This is a genomic window from Rhodospirillum centenum SW (assembly GCF_000016185.1).
GTDB lineage: Bacteria > Pseudomonadota > Alphaproteobacteria > Azospirillales > Azospirillaceae > Rhodocista > Rhodocista centena.
The window spans coordinates 1,714,031-1,732,575 of record NC_011420.2 but is presented as its reverse complement, the minus strand read 5'-3'; the positions used below and the strand labels follow the sequence as shown (position 1 = coordinate 1,732,575).

18 protein-coding genes and 1 tRNA gene are annotated in these 18,545 nt (G+C 72.1%); 10 read left to right on the top strand and 9 right to left on the bottom strand.

The genetic code is table 11. The annotated features are described in order from the left end of the window. Positions 1-4: 4 nt before the first annotated feature. On the bottom strand, positions 5-901 hold the full coding sequence (locus RC1_RS08075) for an ABC transporter ATP-binding protein (protein WP_012566869.1): 897 nt from the start codon (positions 899-901) through the stop codon (positions 5-7). Positions 902-1,105: 204 nt separating this feature from the next. On the opposite strand from RC1_RS08075, the gene RC1_RS08070 reads away from it, so the two are divergent. Further along, positions 1,106-1,615, top strand: a complete 510-nt coding sequence (locus tag RC1_RS08070; protein ID WP_041785222.1) for a hypothetical protein — start codon at positions 1,106-1,108, stop codon at positions 1,613-1,615. Next, positions 1,612-2,097, top strand: coding sequence for a nucleoside deaminase (locus tag RC1_RS08065; protein WP_272912053.1), 486 nt, complete (start codon positions 1,612-1,614; stop codon positions 2,095-2,097). The genes RC1_RS08070 and RC1_RS08065 overlap by 4 nt, the downstream gene beginning before the upstream one ends. A 7-nt stretch (positions 2,098-2,104) precedes the next feature. Here RC1_RS08065 and pncA read toward each other — a convergent pair whose 3' ends face one another. The 8 genes from pncA to RC1_RS08025 all read right to left on the bottom strand — a co-directional run bounded on the left by pncA (position 2,105) and on the right by RC1_RS08025 (position 8,057). Continuing rightward, positions 2,105-2,746, bottom strand: coding sequence for a bifunctional nicotinamidase/pyrazinamidase (pncA, locus tag RC1_RS08060; protein WP_012566866.1), 642 nt, complete (start codon positions 2,744-2,746; stop codon positions 2,105-2,107). A gap of 149 nt (positions 2,747-2,895) precedes the next feature. Beyond that, positions 2,896-3,546: a phosphoribosyltransferase gene (locus tag RC1_RS08055; RefSeq protein WP_012566865.1), complete on the bottom strand. Its 651-nt coding sequence runs from the start codon at positions 3,544-3,546 to the stop codon at positions 2,896-2,898. A gap of 2 nt (positions 3,547-3,548) precedes the next feature. Next, positions 3,549-4,802: a glycosyltransferase family protein gene (locus tag RC1_RS08050; RefSeq protein WP_012566864.1), complete on the bottom strand. Its 1,254-nt coding sequence runs from the start codon at positions 4,800-4,802 to the stop codon at positions 3,549-3,551. Continuing rightward, on the bottom strand, positions 4,789-5,403 hold the full coding sequence (locus RC1_RS08045) for a GNAT family N-acetyltransferase (protein ID WP_012566863.1): 615 nt from the start codon (positions 5,401-5,403) through the stop codon (positions 4,789-4,791). Before RC1_RS08045 ends, RC1_RS08050 begins: the two co-directional genes overlap by 14 nt. Positions 5,404-5,583: 180 nt before the next feature. Then, positions 5,584-5,871 (bottom strand): hypothetical protein, encoded by a 288-nt coding sequence (locus RC1_RS22105; protein WP_012566862.1) that lies wholly within the window; start codon positions 5,869-5,871, stop codon positions 5,584-5,586. 382 nt (positions 5,872-6,253) lie between these two features. Next, positions 6,254-6,634 (bottom strand): hypothetical protein, encoded by a 381-nt coding sequence (locus RC1_RS08035; RefSeq protein ID WP_012566861.1) that lies wholly within the window; start codon positions 6,632-6,634, stop codon positions 6,254-6,256. Positions 6,635-6,808: 174 nt separating this feature from the next. Then, positions 6,809-6,885, bottom strand: a tRNA-Pro gene (locus RC1_RS08030). Positions 6,886-7,034: 149 nt separating this feature from the next. Continuing rightward, the gene (locus RC1_RS08025) at positions 7,035-8,057 is read right to left on the bottom strand and encodes a polyprenyl synthetase family protein (protein ID WP_012566860.1); all 1,023 of its coding nucleotides are present in this window, start codon (positions 8,055-8,057) and stop codon (positions 7,035-7,037) included. 326 nt (positions 8,058-8,383) lie between these two features. Between RC1_RS08025 and RC1_RS08020 the strand changes: the two genes are divergently transcribed. From RC1_RS08020 to ppdK, 8 genes are all read left to right on the top strand, one after another. Continuing rightward, positions 8,384-8,638 carry a putative signal transducing protein gene (locus tag RC1_RS08020; protein ID WP_012566858.1) on the top strand — a complete coding sequence of 85 codons (255 nt, stop codon included), beginning with the start codon at positions 8,384-8,386 and terminating at the stop codon, positions 8,636-8,638. After that, positions 8,635-9,399, top strand: coding sequence for a tRNA1(Val) (adenine(37)-N6)-methyltransferase (locus RC1_RS08015; RefSeq protein WP_012566857.1), 765 nt, complete (start codon positions 8,635-8,637; stop codon positions 9,397-9,399). Before RC1_RS08020 ends, RC1_RS08015 begins: the two co-directional genes overlap by 4 nt. Positions 9,400-9,414: 15 nt before the next feature. Further along, positions 9,415-10,290 (top strand): S49 family peptidase, encoded by an 876-nt coding sequence (locus RC1_RS08010; protein WP_012566856.1) that lies wholly within the window; start codon positions 9,415-9,417, stop codon positions 10,288-10,290. A 183-nt stretch (positions 10,291-10,473) separates the two neighbouring features. Continuing rightward, the gene (locus RC1_RS08005; protein WP_148213415.1) at positions 10,474-11,946 is read left to right on the top strand and encodes a M20/M25/M40 family metallo-hydrolase; all 1,473 of its coding nucleotides are present in this window, start codon (positions 10,474-10,476) and stop codon (positions 11,944-11,946) included. Between the two features lie 157 nt (positions 11,947-12,103). After that, positions 12,104-12,376 (top strand): hypothetical protein, encoded by a 273-nt coding sequence (locus tag RC1_RS08000; protein ID WP_012566854.1) that lies wholly within the window; start codon positions 12,104-12,106, stop codon positions 12,374-12,376. A 191-nt stretch (positions 12,377-12,567) separates the two neighbouring features. Further along, on the top strand, positions 12,568-13,467 hold the full coding sequence (locus RC1_RS07995; protein ID WP_012566853.1) for a glycine--tRNA ligase subunit alpha: 900 nt from the start codon (positions 12,568-12,570) through the stop codon (positions 13,465-13,467). A gap of 2 nt (positions 13,468-13,469) precedes the next feature. Beyond that, positions 13,470-15,614: a glycine--tRNA ligase subunit beta gene (glyS, locus tag RC1_RS07990; RefSeq protein WP_012566852.1), complete on the top strand. Its 2,145-nt coding sequence runs from the start codon at positions 13,470-13,472 to the stop codon at positions 15,612-15,614. Between the two features lie 209 nt (positions 15,615-15,823). After that, positions 15,824-18,508, top strand: coding sequence for a pyruvate, phosphate dikinase (gene ppdK / locus RC1_RS07985; protein WP_012566851.1), 2,685 nt, complete (start codon positions 15,824-15,826; stop codon positions 18,506-18,508). Positions 18,509-18,545 lie beyond the last annotated feature (37 nt).

The following is an 18,545-nucleotide window of genomic DNA, read 5'->3' as shown; positions in this document are numbered from 1 at the left end:
CGGATCAGGCCGCGGCGCGGGCCGGGCCCGCGGCCCGGGTTTCGGCCAGCGTGGCGAAGTAGACGTCCTCCAGGTCGCCCGGCACCGGCTCGAAGCCCTCGCCCGGATGCGTGTCGGCCAGGACATGCAGCACGGTGCGGCCGGCCACCAGCCGGGTGGCGATGACGCGGAAGCCGCTGCGGTAGGCCTCCACCTCCTGGCGCGCCACGACCTTGCGCCAGACGCGCCCGTGCAAGGCCTCCACCAGGGCATGCGGTTCGCCCTCGGCGACGATGCGGCCGCCGACGATGATCGCCATGCGCGGGCAGAGGTCGGACACGTCCTCCACGATGTGGGTGGACAGGATGACCACGACGTGCTCGCCGATCTCCGCCAGCAGGTTGTGGAAGCGGTTCCGCTCCTCCGGGTCCAGCCCGGCCGTCGGCTCGTCCACGATGATCAGGGCGGGGTTGCCGATCAGCGCCTGGGCGATGCCGAAGCGCTGGCGCATGCCGCCGGAGAAGCCGGTCAGCGCCTTCTTCCGCACGTCGTACAGGTTCGTCTGCTGCAACAGGGCGGCCACCAGCTCCCTGCGCTCGCCCTTGTTCACGATGCCCTTCAGCATCGCCAGATGGTCCAGCATGTCCTCGGCGGAGACGCGGGGATAGACGCCGAACTCCTGCGGCAGGTAGCCCAGCGTCTGGCGCAGCCGCATCGGCTCGGCCAGCACGTCCATCCCGTCGAAGCGGATGCTGCCGGCGGTCGGCGTCTGCAGGGTGGCGATGGTCCGCATCAGCGTGGACTTGCCCGCCCCGTTCGGCCCCAGCAGGCCGAACATGCCGCGCGGCACCTCCAGGTTGATTCCGTCGAGGGCGCGCACACCGTTCGGGTAGGTGTGGCAAAGGCCGGTGATCGTCAGCATCCGGGTTCCCTGTCGTGGTCCGGCCCGGTGTCCTGCGGGCCTGGGTTGTATTGTGCCGGAGCCTATACGCGATCTGCGACCAGCGGCAAGGTCCGGCCGGATGGCAGCGAGCAGGACCGCTTTATCGCCGGCCGAGCCGGGGCTATACAGGGGGCCGCCGGCATGGCCCGCCTCCGGAGGCCGCGGCGGCAGGATGGATCGGCCGTGGCCCAGCAGCGCACCTACACCGACAAGGAAGTGAAGGATCTCCTCGCCGCCCTGGAGGGGCAGGCCCGCGAGGCCGTGCGGCTGGCGAAGAACGCGGAGGAGGAGGCGGCGAAGGACAGTTTCCTCGCCTACAACGACTTCCGTAACAAGGTGGGGGAGTTCAAGGCGCTCTGCATCCTGATCGAAGGGCGGCTGAAGCACCTCTCCTCGCCCCGTCTCCAGGAACTGCGGGAGGAGTACGCCCGGCTGGACATGCTGATGCTGGGCCTTCTGGTCCGCGCCTCCATGCGCTTCTTCTTCGTGCTGTCGGCCAAGACCATGCTGCCGGTGGGGGCGCGGGACATCTTCATCGCCGAGCTGCGCAGCCTGCACGAGGCGCACGAGAAGCTGTCCCGGCCGGACTATGCCGACAAGCTTGACGCGGCCCTGACCCAGGACCTGGACACGGCGGAGATGATCCTGGAAGAGATCATCCACAAGGCACCGTCGCTGTTGAAATTCGGATGAGCCCCATGCAGGCGCAGGACGCCCTTTTTCTCCGCCGGGCGGCGGAACTGGCCCGCCACGGCATGGACGCCGGGGCGGGCGGCCCGTTCGGGGCCGTGATCGTGCTGGACGGCACCGTGGTGGGGGAAGGCTGGAACCGCGTCACCTCCAGCAACGACCCGACCGCGCATGCCGAGATCGTCGCCATCCGGGAGGCGTGCGCCCGGCTGGGCCGGTTCGACCTGCGCGGCGCCACCGTCTATTCCAGTTGCGAGCCCTGTCCCATGTGCCTCGCGGCCATCCACTGGGCCCGGCTGGACCGGCTGGTCTATGCCAACACCCGGGACGAGGCGGCGGCCATCGGCTTCGATGACGCCCTGATCTACGACCAGATCCCGCTGCCCCCGGCCCAGCGCCGGCTGCCCTGCCATCACCATCCGCTGGCAGAGGCGCAGACGGTCTTCCGGGCGTGGGCGGAGAAGCCTGACCGCGTGCCCTACTGACCGCTCCTCAGTCTCCGATCCCGTCGCTGCGGATCAGGCGAACGCCGGCCGTCGCCAGCCGCGCCCGCGCGGACGCCAGCGAGCCGCCGGTGTCGATGGCGCGGCAGCCGTCCTCCACGACCAGCGCCTCGAAGCCGCAGCGCACCGCGTCCTCGGCCGAGAAGGCGACGCAGAAATCCAGCGCCAGCCCGGCGAAGACGCAGCGCCGCACGCCGCGCTCGCGCAACAGGCCGGCCAGCCCGGTCGGCGTCCGGCCGTCGTTCTCGGAGAAGGCGGAATAGCTGTCGATCTCCGGGCGGAAGCCCTTGCGGATCACCGCCTGCGCCATCGGCACGTCCAGGCCGGGGTGGAACTCCGCCCCTTCCGTCCCCTGCACGCAGTGGTCAGGCCACAGCACCTGGGTGCCGTAGGGCATCGCCACCGCCTCGAACGGCACCCGGCCGGGATGGGCGCTGGCGAAGGAGCGGTGGCCGGGCGCGTGCCAGTCCTGGGTCAGGATCACATGGGCGAAGCGCCGGGCCAGCCGGTTCGCCACCGGCACCACGGCATCGCCGTCCGGCACGGCCAGGGCGCCGCCGGGGCAGAAGTCGCGCTGGATGTCCACCAGCACCAGCATGTCGGTCTCGGCCGGAACGAAGCGGTCGGTCATGCTCTCTTCCTCGCCCTCTCGCGGGGGATGCCCCCGGGCCGCGCACCGTCGCGCCCTGCGGTCCCGGCGTCAATCCCGGTGATGCTTCCGCTGCCGGCGACCGCGGGTCGGTCCCGGCCCTGCCTGCCCGGCGTGTCAGGTCCCGCGTGTCAGGTCCGGCGGGCGGCGTGGCGCAGGATGGCCATGGCTTCCGCGTCGGAAACCTGGTCGAAGTCCACGTAATGCGCGCCCACGGCGCCGAAGTCGGCCGGGCTCTCCAGGCAGACGATCCCGTCCGCGGCGTCGGCCAGCCCGGCCAGCACGTCGGGCGGGGCCACCGGCACGGCCACGATCAGCCGGGCCGGCCGGTGCCGGCGCAGGGCGCGCAGGGCGGCGCGCAGGGTGCCGCCGGTGGCGATGCCGTCATCCACCACGATGACGGTCCTGCCGGCGATGGGGATGGCGGGCCGGCCCTCGCGGTAGTGCGCGGCACGGCGCTCGATCTCGGCCAGTTGCCGCTGCTCCTCGGCGGCCAGATGGTCCGGCGCCACCCGCAGCAGCCGGATCAGCCGCTCGTCCAGCACGGTCACCGGCCGCTCGCCGCCGCCGCCGACCACGGCCCCCAGCCCCAGTTCGGGGTCCTGGGGGGCGCCGATCTTGCGCACGTTCATGAAGTCCAGCGGCGCCCCCAGCGCCGCTGCCACCGGGGCCGCCACCGGCAGCCCGCCGCGCGGCAGGGCCAGCACCACCGGATCGGCCGGGGGCTCTGCCCGCAGTCTCTCTGCCAGCCGCCGCCCGGCCTCGTCCCGGTTCAGGAACATCGTCAGCTCCTCCCGGCCAGGCCCTCCCGGCCTGTCCCCGTCCAGCGGCCGCCGGTCCGTCGCGCCGTGGCCGTCAGCCGCCGCACCACATCCGCCACCGGGCCGTCCCACAGGCCGGGGCGGCGCTGGCGGAACAGGCGCAGGCCCGGATACCAGGGCGTGCGCGTGCCCTGCCAGCCCCAGCGCCAGTCGGCTTCCGCATGCAGCAGCACCCAGGCCGGCACGCCCAGGGCGCCGGCCAGGTGCGCCGCCATGGTATCCACCGTCAGCAGCAGGTCCAGGCACCGCAGCGTGGCGGCCAGGGTGTCGATTCCTGCGTCGGACGCATCGCTCGCCAGCGTCGTCGGCGGCCGGTCCTCCTCCGCCCCCCGTTGCAGGCTGACGAAGCGGACGCCGGGCACGGCCAGCACGGGGGCCAGCTCCGCCGCGGTCAGGGACCGCCGCGGGTCCCAGTCTCCCGCCCGCCAGACCAGCCCCACCCGCATCCGTCCGTCGGCCGGGGGCAGGGGGGCGGGGCATGCGTCGCCGGGGTCCAGATAGGGCACGGGCGCCGCCGCATCGGGACCGCAGCGGCAGGCATGGAACAGCTCCATGCTCTCCACCTCGGCATCCCGGTCCAGACCGTCGCCCTCGCCCAGCGGCACCGCCCTGTCGATCGCCGGGTGCCGGGCCAGCAGCGGCAGCAGCTCCGGCTGCGCCTCGACCAGGACGGTGCAGCCGCGCGCCTTCAGCACGGCGGCGTAGCGGATGAACTGCACGCTGTCGCCCAGCCCGTGATAGCAGCGCACCAGCACCCGCCGGTTCTCCAGCGGGCTGCCGTTCCAGACGCAGCGGGTGTGATAGGGCGTCCAGGGCCGGTTGAACTCTTCCGGGGCGCGGCCGGCCAGCACGGCATCGGACAGGGCCCAGGCACGGGCATGGTCGCCCAGCAGCATGTGGGTCTTCCAGCGCGCCTCCACCGCTTCCAGCGGGTCCATGCCCAGGGCCAGGGCGCGCGCGAAGCTGCGGGCCGTCGCGGGCACGGTGCGGGCGCGCAGCTCGGCCAGCCCGCGCAGCAGCCAGCCGCGCCAGTCGGCGGGGGCCGCTCCCGACATCCGGCGGGCCAGCAGCATCGCCTCCGGCAGCCGGCCGCTGCCGACCAGCCGCATCCCCTCGCGCAGCAGGTCCGCCGCTGCATCGTCGCCGGCCTCCGCTCTGGTCGCCGCCGTTCCGGCTGCCGTCACCGCCGCGGGCGGCACCAGATCATGCACGGCCACCCCCGCGCGTCGCCGCCTCGCAGGGGGATTCGGCGTGCTCCGGGGCCAGCCGCTTCGTCATCACCCACTGGTCCAGCGGAATCTGGCGCAGCTCGCCCCGCGGGGTGCGGTAGCTGTAGCAGTCCTGCGCCGCGCCGCTGGTCCGGTAGCCCAGGCGCTCGTAGAAGCGGCGGGCATCGGGGTTGCTGCGCTCGACCGTCAGGGTCAGCATCTCCCGTCCGCGGGCGGCGGCCAGCCGTTCGGCCGCCCGCATCAGGCGGGCGCCGATCCCCTGGCCTTGCAGGGGGGGCAGCACGCGCACGGCCCAGAGCGAGGCGGAGTCCGCCTCCCCGCTGCGGCGGAAGTCGATCCAGACCTGTCCGACCGGGAAACCGTCCAGGTCCGCGACCAGCATGGCGACCTCACCCAGCCGCTGCCGCTCGAACGCGGCGCGGATGATCTCCCGGTGGTCGCTGTAGAGCCCGAACCATTCCAGCCGATCCAGGTCGGCCTCGCCGGTCCGCCGGATGGCCAGTTCCAGGTCCAGCCGGAAGCGGCAGCCGGGGGCGGGTCCCGGGATGGCGGCTCCCGGCCGCGGGCCTGACGGGTCCTGCGCTGCCATGCGCGGTCGATCCTCCCCTTCGGACGGTGCCCGCCGACGGTCGTCCCGGCATCTCGGGCGGCGTCCGCGTGCGGGCACGCGCCGGGTCAACGGCCTCCACGGGGCCGGGTTCCCGCCTGAGTGGCGCGATTTCGCCGGCGCAGGCGGGCGGTACGGGGAAGATACGGGGCGCTGGTCCCGTCAGCGCGTCTCCAGGTGCGCCACCTCGCGCCCGCGGCCGGCCAGCCGCATGAAGCGGACATGCTCGGGGTTGTCACGGCCGTAGTCGCGGTAGCGCTCCATCGCGGCGGCGACCAGCCGGCCGTCCAGGCCCAGCAGAGCGTCGCCCATCTCCAGCAGGCGCAGGTTCGGCAGGTCTGCGGCCTGATCCGCACCACCTCCGCCAGCGCCTCGGCCCGGGGGCCGGTCGGGCCGGGCCTGGGCCAGGATCAGGCTCATCGACGCGGTGGAAGCGGGAGACCCCGGCATGGCAGTGGACCAGCAGGTGCGGCCTCTGGGTTCCGGCGGCGGCCTCCGCCGCCAGCCCGCGGCCGAAATCCAGGATGGCGGCCACATGCCCGGGCTGCGGCGCCTGCTTGCCCGGCATCTCCTCGATCACATCGTCGAAGCGCAGGTCCAGCCGGGCGTGCTCGCCGAATCGGCCGAAGGCGGGGGGCGGCGGCAGGTCCGGGTCCAGGATGGAGAGGACATGGCTGACGCCCCGCTCGCAGTGGGAGTCCAGTTCCTCAAGGCCGCAGACGGTGATCCGGAAGGGCGCGAAGGCGGGCACGGGCAGATGTCTCCGGTCAGGGCCCCGGCGGGATGCCGGGGGCAGGGCGGGGGCAGCGGCCGCGAGGCGCGGCCGGGCGACTCAGCGGGGGGCGGCCTGCCTGCCGTCGTCGGCGTCCACCCGGGTGATCGACACCACGGTCAGGCGCCGCCCGTCGGCGACCACGGCGCCGCTGGTGCGGCAGAGATCGCCCAGGCTGTTGCCTACCAGCTTGATCCTGGCGCGGGAGCCCAGGGCGGCCACCTCGGCCGAGGCGCCCAGCTCCACGCGGTAGAGCCGGTTGGCGCCGACCCGCAACTCGATGACGCGGTCGCCCGTGACCGACCAGCCGTTCACCTCGTCCACCTCGACGCAGGTCTCCGGGCTGGCGGACGGCATGACGGGCTCCGGCGGCTGTGCTGCGGCGGGGCCGGCAGTCATCAGCAGGGCGGCAGCGATGGGGGCGAAACGGATACGGGACATGACGGCCCTCCGTGGCGGCGTCGGACTGTTCCTCCGGCGCAGCATACAACGGCCGTGCGGCGCTTCCGTGTCGGCCGTCACGCGGCGGCCGGAGGGTACGGACAGGATGTTAGGGGCAGATTGATAAGGGCCGGAATGCGAAAAGCCCGGCGGTTTCCCGCCGGGCTTTTCAACTGGTCGGAGAGAGAGGATTCGAACCTCCGGCCCCTGCCTCCCGAAAGCAGTGCTCTACCAGGCTGAGCTACTCTCCGGTCGATCTCCCCGGCAGCGCCGGAGAGGTGTCGGCCCCGGCATCGCCGGGGTGGCGGCGTATATAACGAAGGTAAGCCGCCACTGCAAGGGTTCTGTTGCACCCCCGGAGCGGTTTCCGCGCCGGGGGGCCGTGCCCCTGCCTTTCCCGTCAGAAATCCCGGCTCACGACGAAGTCGATCACGTCCAGCAGGGCGTGCTTGATCCGGCTGTTCGGGAACATCTCCAGCGCATCGCGGGCGACCGCGCCGTAGTGGCGGGCGCGCTCGACCGAATCATGCAGGGCGTTGTGCCGGGTCATCAGCGCGATGGCGTGCTCCAGGTCGCCGTCGCGCTGGTCCAGATCCTCCATGGTGCGGCGCCAGAACTGCCGCTCCTCCTCGTCGCCGCGGCGGAAGGCCAGGACGACGGGCAGGTTGATCTTGCCCTCGCGGAAATCGTCGCCGATGGTCTTGCCCAGGCGCGCCTGCACCGCGGAATAGTCCAGCACGTCGTCCACGAGCTGGAAGGCGATCCCCAGGTTCATGCCGTAGCTGCGCAGCGCGGCCTGCTCCACCGCCGGCCGGTCTGCGACGATTCCGCCGAGTTCGCAGGCGGCGGCGAACAGCTCCGCCGTCTTCGCCTTGATCACCTCCAGATAGGCTTCCTCGGTGGTGTCGGTGTCGTTCGTCGTGGTGAGCTGGAGCACCTCGCCCTCGGCGATCACGGCCGAAGCCGTGCAGAGGATGCGCAGCACGTCCAGCGAGCCGTCCTCCACCATGATCTGGAAGGCGCGGGCGAACAGGAAGTCGCCGACCAGCACGCTGGCCTTGTTGCCGAACACGGCGTTGGCGCTGGCCTGGCCGCGGCGCAGGTCGCTTTCGTCCACCACGTCGTCGTGCAGCAGCGTCGCCGTGTGCAGGAACTCGACGCAGGCGGCCAGGGCCGTCTGGCGCGTGCCCTGGTAGCCGCAGAGCTGGGCCGCGGCCAGCGTCAGCACCGGGCGCAGGCGCTTGCCGCCGCCGGCCACGATGTAGCCGCCGAGCTGCGGGATCAGCTCGACAGAGGAGTGCATCCGCGAGAGGATCTGCTCGTTGACGGCGTTCAGATCGTCGGCCACCAGCGCGATCAGCGCCTCCAGGGCATCCGAGCCTGCGTTGCTGCGCTTGGGGTCGAGATTGGCGACGACGGCCACTGCCGGATACTCCTGTTGTTCTACTGGTGTTGTTCTACTGGCGTTGAACGCTTCGACGGGCTACGCAGCGGGGGACCGGGCGGTGTCCGCAGGGTGTCTGCAGGGTATCCGCACGGCGTCCGTTGACGGTCCGGACCGTGTCCGCGAGCATAATCTCCGGTCCCGAGGGGTCAAGGGCCGCCGGTCGAAGCGTCGCATAACCTTTCGCGCCGGTCTCCGCAATTCCACGGCAACCATCCGCCCATCCTTCGCCGCAGGGACGGGCTCGATCGCAGTGACGCACATCACAGCCGGCGCGGCCCCCGCACGGCCTGCAACGGGGTGGCATGAAGGCGCTTCTGGCAAGCAACGACATGGTGGAGATCTCCTTCGTCCGCGCCCTCCTGGCCGATGCCGGGATCGAGGCCCTCCTGCTCGACGACTTCACCGCCGGCATGGAAGGCTCGATCGGCGCCATTCCGCGCCGGATCATGGTGGCGGAGGCGGACATCGCCGCGGCGCGGGACTTGCTGCGCGCTGCCGGGATCCAGGCGGTGGGACCAGGGGCGGGACCAGGGGCGGGACCAGGGGCGGGACGATGACGGACGGTGACAGGGCCGTCCCGCTGGACGGCTGGGCGGAGGAGGCGCTGCTGGGCGGCCGGGTGCGGCTGCTGCAACCGCAGCGCGGCTACCGCGCCGCCATCGACCCGGTGCTGCTGGCCGCCGCGGTCCCCGCGCGGGCCGGCGAGGCGGTGCTGGAGCTGGGTGCGGGGGCCGGCGCCGCCACCCTCTGCCTTGCGGCGCGCGCGCCCGGCTGCCGCCTGACGGCGCTGGAGCGGCAGCCGGCCGCCGCCGCCGCCCTGCGGCAGGGCGTCGCCCTGAACGGCTGGCAGGACAGGATCAGCGTGCTGGAGGGCGACCTGCGGGCGCCGCCACCGGGGCTGCCGCTGAACGGATTCGACCGGGTGCTGATGAACCCGCCCTTCTACGAGGAGGGACGCCACACGCCCTCGCCCGCGCCCGGCAAGGCCGCCAGCCACGGGGAGGGGGAGGCGACCCTGGCCGACTGGGTGCGGGCGGCCCTGCGCCACCTCAAGGGGCGCGGCATCCTGACGCTCGTCCACCGGGCCGACCGGCTGGACGCCATCCTGGCCGCCCTGCACGGCCGTTTCGGCGGCATCGTCGTCTTTCCGCTCTGGCCGCGCGCCGGGCAGCCGGCGAAGCGGGTGCTCGTCCAGGCCGTGCGCGACGGCCGCGGCCCGCTGCGGCTGGCCGCCGGGCTTGTCCTGCACGGGGAGGAGGGACGCTTCACCCCGGCGGCCGACGCCGTGCTGCTGCACGCCGCCCCCCTGGAGCTGTAGGGTCCGCCTTCCCATATGGCGACCATGCTGATCCGCCGCCTCCGCCGCCTGCTCGGCCAGACCCCGCCCCCCATCGTTTCCGTCGTCCGCCTCTCCGGCATCATCGGGGGCGTGGGCGGATTCCGGCCGGGACTGACCATCGCCGCCACCGCCCCCCTGCTGGAGCGGGCCTTCGCCCCCAAGGACCAGGTGGCCGTCGCCCTCATCATCAATTCGCCCGGCGGCTCGCCGGTGCAGTCGGCCCTGATCGGCGGCCGCATCCGGGCGCTGGCGGAGGAGAAGAAGCTCCCCGTCATCGCCTTCGTGGAGGATGTGGCGGCGTCCGGCGGCTACTGGCTGGCCTGTGCGGCGGACGAGATCGTGGCCGATCCCAGCTCCGTCGTCGGCTCCATCGGAGTTGTCTCCCGCGGCTTCGGCTTCCCCGAGGCACTGCGCCGGCTGGGGATCGAGCGCCGGGTCCACACCTCGGGCACCAACAAGAACATGCTCGATCCCTTCCAGCCGGAGCGGGCCGAGGATGTGGAGCGCCTGAAGTCCCTCCAGGAGGAGGTCCATGAGTCCTTCAAGGACTGGGTGCGCCGCCGCCGCGGCCCGAAGCTGACGGTGCCGGAGGCGGATCTCTTCACCGGCGAGTTCTGGACCGGCACGCGCGGCCTCACGCTCGGGCTGGTGGACCGGCTGGGCGATGCCCGCACCGTCCTGCGCGAGCGCTACGGCACCGAGGTGAAGCTCCGCATGGTCGGCCAGCGCCGGTCCCTTTTTCAGCGCCTGGGCGGCGGCGAGTCCCGCCTCTCCGGCCTGCCGGCGTCGGCCGATCTCGGCGCCGGCATCGCGGCCGGCCTGCTCTCCGCCGCGGAGGAGCGGGCGCTCTGGCAGCGCTACGGCCTCTGACGCCCTTCTTCGCTCCGCCGGTTCCTGCCGCACCGCGGTGAAGCCCTGCCGCGGCGCACGCGGCGCGCTTCCCGTCGCGGCGGAAGCGCGCTAGCCTCCGGCCCTCACAGGGCACAGGACCCTGTGGCGCGGCGCAGGGCACAGGCGCTGCGGGGCAATGAACAGGGAACAAGGAACAGGGCAATGGCGACAGCGCGGCAGGTCTTGGCGGCGGTCCTGGGGACCGTCTTTCTCGGGGGAGCGATGGCGGGCGGTGCGCTCGCCCAGCAGCCGGCGCCCCCCGCCCCGGCGCCCCAGGCCCCGGCGGCGGTCGAACCCGCCAGCATTCCGGAGTCGGCCATCGCCATCGCCCGTCAGCTTCAGCAGAAGGCGCTGACCGATCCGACCTCCTATGCGCTCGTCGAATCGCTGACCACCCGGGTCGGTCCCCGCCTGCCCGGCACGCCGGGCGACCGTGCGGCCGTGGCCTGGGCGGTGCAGGCCATGAAGGACATCGGCCTGAAGAACGTCCGCACCGAGGAGGTGCCGGTGGTCGGCTGGCTGCGCGGCGGGGAGAAGGCGGAGGTGCTGGCGCCCGCGCCGCAGCCGCTGGTCGTCACCGCCCTGGGCTACAGCGCGGCGACCCCGCCGGGCGGCATCACGGCGGAGATCGTGCAGTTCGACAGTTTCGCCGATCTGCGCGCAGCCCTGCCGGGCAGCCTGGAGGGCAAGATCGCCTTCATCTCCGGCCGCACCGTCCGTACCCAGGACGGGGCGGGCTATGGCGCCGCCGTCGTGGCGCGCTCGCGCGGGCCGGCGGAAGCCGCGAAGAAGGGGGCGGTCGGCCTCATCATCCGCTCGATCGGCACGGAGTCGCACCGGCTGGCCCATACCGGCATGGTCAGCATCGAGGGCGGGCTGCCGCCGCTGCCGGCGGCGGCCGTCTCCAACCCCGACGCCGACCAGCTCGAACGGCTGCTGAAGCTGGGGCCGGTCCGCATCCGGCTGGAGCTGACGCCGACCCTGCCGGGGCAGGTGACCAGCCACAACGTGATCGGGGAGATCCCGGGCCGCGAGGCGCCGGAGGAGATCGTCCTGCTCGGCGCGCATCTGGACAGTTGGGATCTCGGCACCGGCGCCATCGACGACGGGGCCGGCGTCGGCATCGTCATGGGGGCGGCCAAGCTGATCGGGGAGCTGCCGCAGAAGCCGCGCCGCACCCTGCGCATCGTCCTGTTCGCGGCGGAGGAGGTCGGGCTGGTCGGCGCCAAGGCCTATGCCGAGGCGCACAAGGCCGAGCTGGCGAACCATGTCGTCGGCACGGAGGCCGATTTCGGCGCCGGCCCGGTCTACCGCTTCGCCACCTTCTTCTCCCCGGAAGCCAAGGCCGCGGGGGAGGCGATCCAGGCGGCGCTGGCGCCGATCGGCGTGCTGCCCGGCCCGAACAACGCCTCGGGCGGGCCGGACATGGGGCCGTTGCGCCGGCTGGGCGTGCCGGTGGTCAGCCTCGCCCAGGACGGTTCGGACTATTTCGACGTCCACCACACGCCCGACGACACGCTGGACAAGGTGGACCCGAAGAAGCTGGCACAGAGCACGGCCGCCTTCGCCACCTTCGGCTGGCTGGCGGCGGAAGGTCGCGGCAGCTTCCGGCCGACGCCGCTGCAGCCGGAATAAGCGGCCGGGGAAGGGGGCACCGGGAACGGCAGGGGGCGCACAGGGGGGCGTACAGGGGCCGGCGGCCCCGACTTTCCGCCTTGCGCCGCGGCGCGTCATCCCCAAGTCTGGCCCGCCGCCGTCCCCTCCGCCCGTTCGGTCCTTCCGGTCTCCGCCCATGCTCTCCTTCGCCAAGCTCCTCACCCTCGCGGCCCTGGTCGCCGCCGTCTGGTACGGCTTCAGGCTGGTGACGGCGCTCCAGCGCCGGCGCGACGGGCTGCTGCGCGAGCAGGGACGCGACCGGCCGGAGCGCCCGTCCCGGCGGGGCCGCGGCCGTGCGTCCCCGCCCGGTCCGGTGACGGAGGACGTGGTGGAATGCCCCGTCTGCGGTGTCTATGTGGCGGAAGGCACGGGCGCCTGCGGCCGGCCCGGTTGCCCGCGCCGCGGCTGACGCGGGTCCGCCATCGCCCGTTCCGGGCGCGCAAGCCGTCCATCGCCCGTTCCGGGCGTGCATGCCGTCCATCGCCCGTCCAGGGCGTGCATGCCAGGAGCGCGCCCCGGCCTTTCCTGGCCCTGCCTTGATTCCGTCGGTTGCGGCCACTAAGGTGCGCCGCACCGCAACGAAAACTTAAAGCACCAGGCATGGCGGCCACCGGCGACGGCAGGAAACCCCTCAGTTTCCAGGGGCTCATCCTCACTCTTCAGCAGTTCTGGTCCCGCCAGGGCTGCCTGATCCTCCAGCCCTACGACATGGAAGTGGGGGCGGGGACCTTCCATCCGGCCACCACCCTGCGCGCGCTGGGTCCCGATCCCTGGAACGCGGCCTATGTGCAGCCCTCGCGCCGGCCGAAGGACGGCCGCTACGGCGAGAACCCGAACCGCCTGCAGCACTACTACCAGTTCCAGGTGATGATGAAGCCGTCGCCGGCGGACATCCAGGATCTCTACCTGGAGTCCCTGCGCACCATCGGCATCGACCCGGACCTGCACGACATCCGCTTCGTCGAGGATGACTGGGAAAGCCCGACGCTGGGCGCCTGGGGCCTCGGCTGGGAGGTCTGGTGCGACGGCATGGAGGTGACGCAGTTCACCTACTTCCAGCAGGTCGGCGGCATCGAGTGCGATCCCGTGGCGGCCGAGCTGACCTACGGGCTGGAGCGGCTGTGCATGTACCTCCAGGGCGTGGAGAACGTCTACGACCTCGCCTTCAACGACCACGGCGTGAAGTACGGCGACGTGTTCAAGCGGGCGGAGATCGAATACAGCGCCCATAACTTCGAATACGCCGACACGGAGATGCTGTTCCGCCACTTCCAGGATGCGGAGACGGAGTGCCGGGCGCTGCTGGAGAAGGGGCTGGCGCTGCCGGCCTATGACCAGTGCATCAAGGCCAGCCACCGCTTCAACCTGCTGGACGCGCGCGGCGTCATCTCCGTCGTCGAGCGCCAGAGCTACATCCTGCGTGTCCGCGAGATGGCCCGCCGCTGCTGCGAGGCATGGCTCGCGGACGCCTACCGCACGTCCCGGACGAAGGCCGCCTGACCATGGCCGAGCTGCTGATCGAACTCTTCATGGAGGAAATCCCCGCCCGCATGCAGGTGCGTGCCGGGGAGGACTTCAGGCGCCTTGTCACCGACCGGCTGGCCGCCGCCGGCATCCAGTTCCAGCGGGCCGAGGTCCACACCACGCCGCGCCGCATCGCGCTGGTGGTGGAGGGCATCCCCGCCCGGCAGGCCGATGTGCGGGAGGAACGCAAGGGTCCCCGTGTCGGCAGCCCCGAGCAGGCCCTTCAGGGCTTCCTCCGCGCCGCCGGCCTGACGGACATTTCGCAGGCGGAACAACGCGACACCGGCAAGGGCGTGTTCTACTTCGCGGTGATCGAGAAGCCGGGCGGGGCCACCATCGACGCGCTGCCGGCCCTGATCGACGGCGCCATCCGGGACTTGCCCTGGCCGAAATCCATGCGCTGGGGAACCAACCAGTTCCGCTGGGTGCGCCCCCTGCACGGCATCCTCGCGCTGTTCGACGGGCAGGTGGTGCCGGGCGGGCTCACCATCGGCACGGCGGAACCGCCGCCGGAGACCTCGGAGGGCAACGCCTGCCTTGCGGGGGAGGCGACGGCGAGGGTCATCCGTTACGGCAACGAAACGAAGGGGCACCGCTTCCTGTCGCCGGACACGCTGACCGTCACCTCGTTCGAGGACTACAAGGCGAAGCTGCGCGGCGCCCATGTCATCCTGGACCGGGAGGAGCGCAAGCAGCTCATCCTGGCCGGCGCCCGCGCCGCGGCGGAGGCCGAGGGGCTGGTGCTGAAGGACGATCCGGGCCTGCTGGAAGAGGTGGCGGGTCTGGTCGAATGGCCGGTCGTCCTGGTCGGCGGCATCGACGAACAGTTCATGGACGTGCCGGCGGAGGTGCTGACCACCTCCATGCGCACCCACCAGCGTTATTTCGCTCTCGAAACGACCCAGGGAAAGCTTGCCCCGCGCTTCGTCGTCGTGGCGAACCGGCCGACCGTGGACGGCGGTGCCGCCGTCGTCGCGGGCAATGAGCGGGTGCTGCGCGCGCGTCTCTCCGACGCCAAGTTCTTCTGGGACCAGGACCTCGCCACCCCGCTGGAGACGCGGCGGCAGGCGCTGGCCGACATCAAGTTCCACGAGAAGCTCGGCACCATGCTGGAGCGGGCGGAGCGGATCGAGGCCCTGGCGGTGGAGATCGCCCGCACCCTCGGCCTCGACACCGGCGCGCTGGAGCGGGTCCGCATCGCCGCGCGGCTGTGCAAGGCCGACCTCGTGACCGGCGTGGTGGGCGAGTTCCCGGAGGTGCAGGGCATCCTCGGCGGCCATGTCGCCCGCGCCCAGGATCTGCCGGCGGACGTGGCCGACGCCATCGCCGACCATTACCGGCCGCTCGGCCCCTCCGACCGGGTGCCCGCCGATCCGGTGGCCGTGGCCGTGGCGCTGGCCGACAAGATCGACACCCTGGTCGCCTTCTTCGCCATCGACGAGAAGCCGACCGGCAGCCGCGACCCCTTCGCGCTGCGCCGCGCCGCCCTGGGGGTGATCCGGCTGATCGTGGAGAACGGGCTGCGCGCCAGCCTGCTGCCCCTGTTCGGCAGGGCCGCCGTCGCCGTTCCCGCGGCGGCCGGGGAGACCGTCGGCGGCGACCTCCTCTCCTTCTTCGCCGACCGCCTCAAGGTGGCGCTGAAGGAGAAGGGCGTCCGGCACGATCTGATCGACGCGGTGTTCGGGCTGGGCGGGCAGGACGATCTGGTGCTGCTGCTGAAGCGGGTGGACGCGCTGGCCGGCTTCGTGGCGTCGGAGGACGGGGCGAACCTGCTGGTCGCCTACCGCCGCGCCGCCAACATCCTGCGCATCGAAGAAAAGAAGGACGGGGTCAGCTACAGCGGCGGCGGCATCGACGCCGGCCGGCTGGAGCAGGCGGAGGAGCGCGCGCTGGCCGCGGCGCTGGACGCCACCGCCGCCGATCTGGCGCCGCTGCTGGCGGCGGAGGACTTCACGGGCGCCATGCGCCTGCTGTCCGCCCTGCGCGGGCCGGTGGACGCCTTCTTCGACAAGGTCACGGTGAACGCGCCGGACGCCGTCCTGCGCGCCAACCGCCTGCGCCTGCTCGCCCGCATCCGCGATACCCTGAACGGCGTCGCGGACTTCTCCCGGATCGAGGGCTGAGGATGGGCACGGGTTGACGAGGGTGCCGGCGTGGGCGGCGGCCGGTCCGGGGCGGGGGCGGAACCCCGCGCGGGCTCCGTCCGTTCCCCCCGCCGGTCGGAGTATGCGCGCGACAGCGGCCGACGCAACACAAGCGGTCGATCTGTTGCGCAGTGTTGCGTATCCTGTGGATAACTTTCCCCACCACTGAACCAGGATCGGTACGGACCATGAGCAGCAAGTGGGTGTACAGCTTCGGCGAAGGCAGGGCCGAGGGCCGGGCGGAGATGAAGAACCTGCTCGGCGGCAAGGGCGCCAACCTGGCGGAGATGAGCAATCTCGGCCTGCCGGTCCCGCCGGGCTTCACCATCACGACCGAGGTCTGCACCTGGTTCTACGCCAACGGCCGCAGCTACCCGGCCGACCTGCGCGCCCAGGTGGACGCGGCCCTGGCGGCGGTGGAGGCGGTCGTCGGCATGCGCTTCGGCGATGCCCGGAACCCGCTGCTGGTCTCCGTCCGCTCCGGCGCCCGCGCCTCCATGCCGGGCATGATGGACACGGTGCTGAACCTGGGCCTGACGGATGCCACGGTGCAGGGGCTTGCCGACCGTTCCGGCGACGCCCGCTTCGCCTATGACAGCTACCGCCGCTTCATCCAGATGTACGGCAACGTCGTTCTGGGCGTGGAGCACCACCATTTCGAGGAGGTGCTGGAGGAGGTGAAGCGCGAGCGCGACTACACCTTCGACACCGAGCTGAAGGCAGAGGACTGGCAGGCCGTCATCGCCGGCTACAAGGCGGTGGTGGACCGCACCCTGGGCCGGCCCTTCCCGCAGGACCCGGTGGAGCAGCTCTGGGGTGCCATCGGCGCCGTCTTCGGAAGCTGGATGAACCAGCGCGCCATCACCTACCGCAAGCTGCACGACATTCCCGCCGACTGGGGCACGGCCGTCAACGTCCAGGCCATGGTGTTCGGCAACATGGGCGACGACTGCGCCACGGGCGTGGCCTTCACCCGCAATCCCTCGACGGGCGAGAACAGGTTCTACGGCGAGTACCTGATCAACGCCCAGGGCGAGGACGTGGTGGCCGGCATCCGCACGCCGCAGCACCTGACCATCGCCGGAAAGGAAGCCAACGGTTCCACGCTCCCCTCCATGGAGGAGAGCATGCCGGAGGTCTTCCGCCAGCTCGACGCGGTGCGCCTGAAGCTGGAGCGGCACTACCGCGACATGCAGGACATCGAGTTCACGGTGCAGCAGTCGAAGCTCTACATGCTGCAGACCCGCACCGGCAAGCGCACCGCCGCGGCGGCGCTGAAGATCGCCGTGGACATGGCGCGCGAGGGGCTGATCGACGAGCGCACGGCGGTGCTGCGGATCGAGCCGAAGTCGCTCGACCAGCTCCTGCACCCCACGCTCGACCCCAAGGCGAAGAAGCAGATCATCGCCAAGGGCCTGCCGGCCTCGCCGGGGGCCGCCTCGGGCAAGGTCGTCTTCACGGCGGAGGAGGCGGAGCGCCTCTCCGAACTGGGGGAGAGCGTCATCCTCTGCCGGGTGGAGACCTCGCCGGAGGACATCCACGGCATGCACGCCGCCCGCGGCATCCTCACCACCCGCGGCGGCATGACCAGCCACGCCGCCGTGGTGGCGCGCGGCATGGGCCGCGCCTGCGTCGCCGGGGCGGGGGAGCTGCGCATCGACTACAAGCGCGGCACCATGCTGGTGCGCGGGGTTGAGGTGAAGGCGGGCGACATCCTCACCATCGACGGCTCCACGGGCGAGGTGATGCTGGGCGAGGTGCCGACCATCCAGCCCGAGCTGTCCGGCGACTTCGCCCTGCTCATGGGCTGGGCCGACCGCTTCCGCCGGATGAAGGTGCGCACCAACGCGGAGACGCCGCTGGACGCCCGCACGGCGCGCAAGTTCGGGGCGGAGGGCATCGGCCTCTCCCGCACCGAGCACATGTTCTTCGACGCGGACCGCATCGTCGCCGTGCGCGGCATGATCCTGGCGGACACCGAGGCCGGCCGCCGCGCCGCACTCGCCCGGATCGAGCCGATGCAGCGCCAGGATTTCGTGGAGCTGTTCAAGATCATGACCGGCCTGCCGGTCACCATCCGTCTGCTCGACCCGCCGCTGCACGAATTCCTGCCGGCGTCGGAAGCGGAGATGGAGGAGGTGGCGGCTTCGACCGGCACCGACCTCCAGAAGGTGCAGCAGCGTGCGCACCAGCTCCATGAGGCGAACCCGATGCTGGGCCATCGCGGCTGCCGTCTCGGCATCTCCTATCCGGAGATCTACGAGATGCAGGCCCGCGCCATCTTCGAGGCGGCGGTGGTGGTCTTCCAGGAGACGGGCGAGACCGTGACGCCCGAGATCATGATCCCGCTGGTCGGCACCCGGAAGGAGCTGGACATCCTCAAGGCCGTGATCGACCGCGTGGCGACGGAGGTGTCGCAGCGCAGCAACCGGCCGCTGGACTATCTGGTCGGCACCATGATCGAGCTGCCCCGCGCCGCCCTGCGCGCGGCGGAGATCGCGCGCACGGCCGAATTCTTCAGCTTCGGCACCAACGACCTGACCCAGACCACCTTCGGCATCAGCCGCGACGACGCGGCCTCCTTCCTGCCCGACTACCAGCGCACCGGCATCTTCGAGCAGGACCCGTTCGTGACCCTGGACACCGACGGCGTTGGCGAACTGGTGCAGATCGCCGCCGAGCGGGGCCGTGGTGCCCGCCCCGGCATCAAGCTCGGCATCTGCGGCGAGCATGGCGGCGACCCGTCGTCCATCTACTTCTGTGAGAAGGTCGGGCTCGACTACGTGTCCTGTTCGCCCTACCGCGTGCCCATCGCCCGCCTTGCCGCCGCCCAGGCCGCGATCCTGGGGGAGAAGGCGGCCAGCGAGGCCTGATCCCCGCGGGGACGGCTCGGGAAAAGGGGGCCCGCCG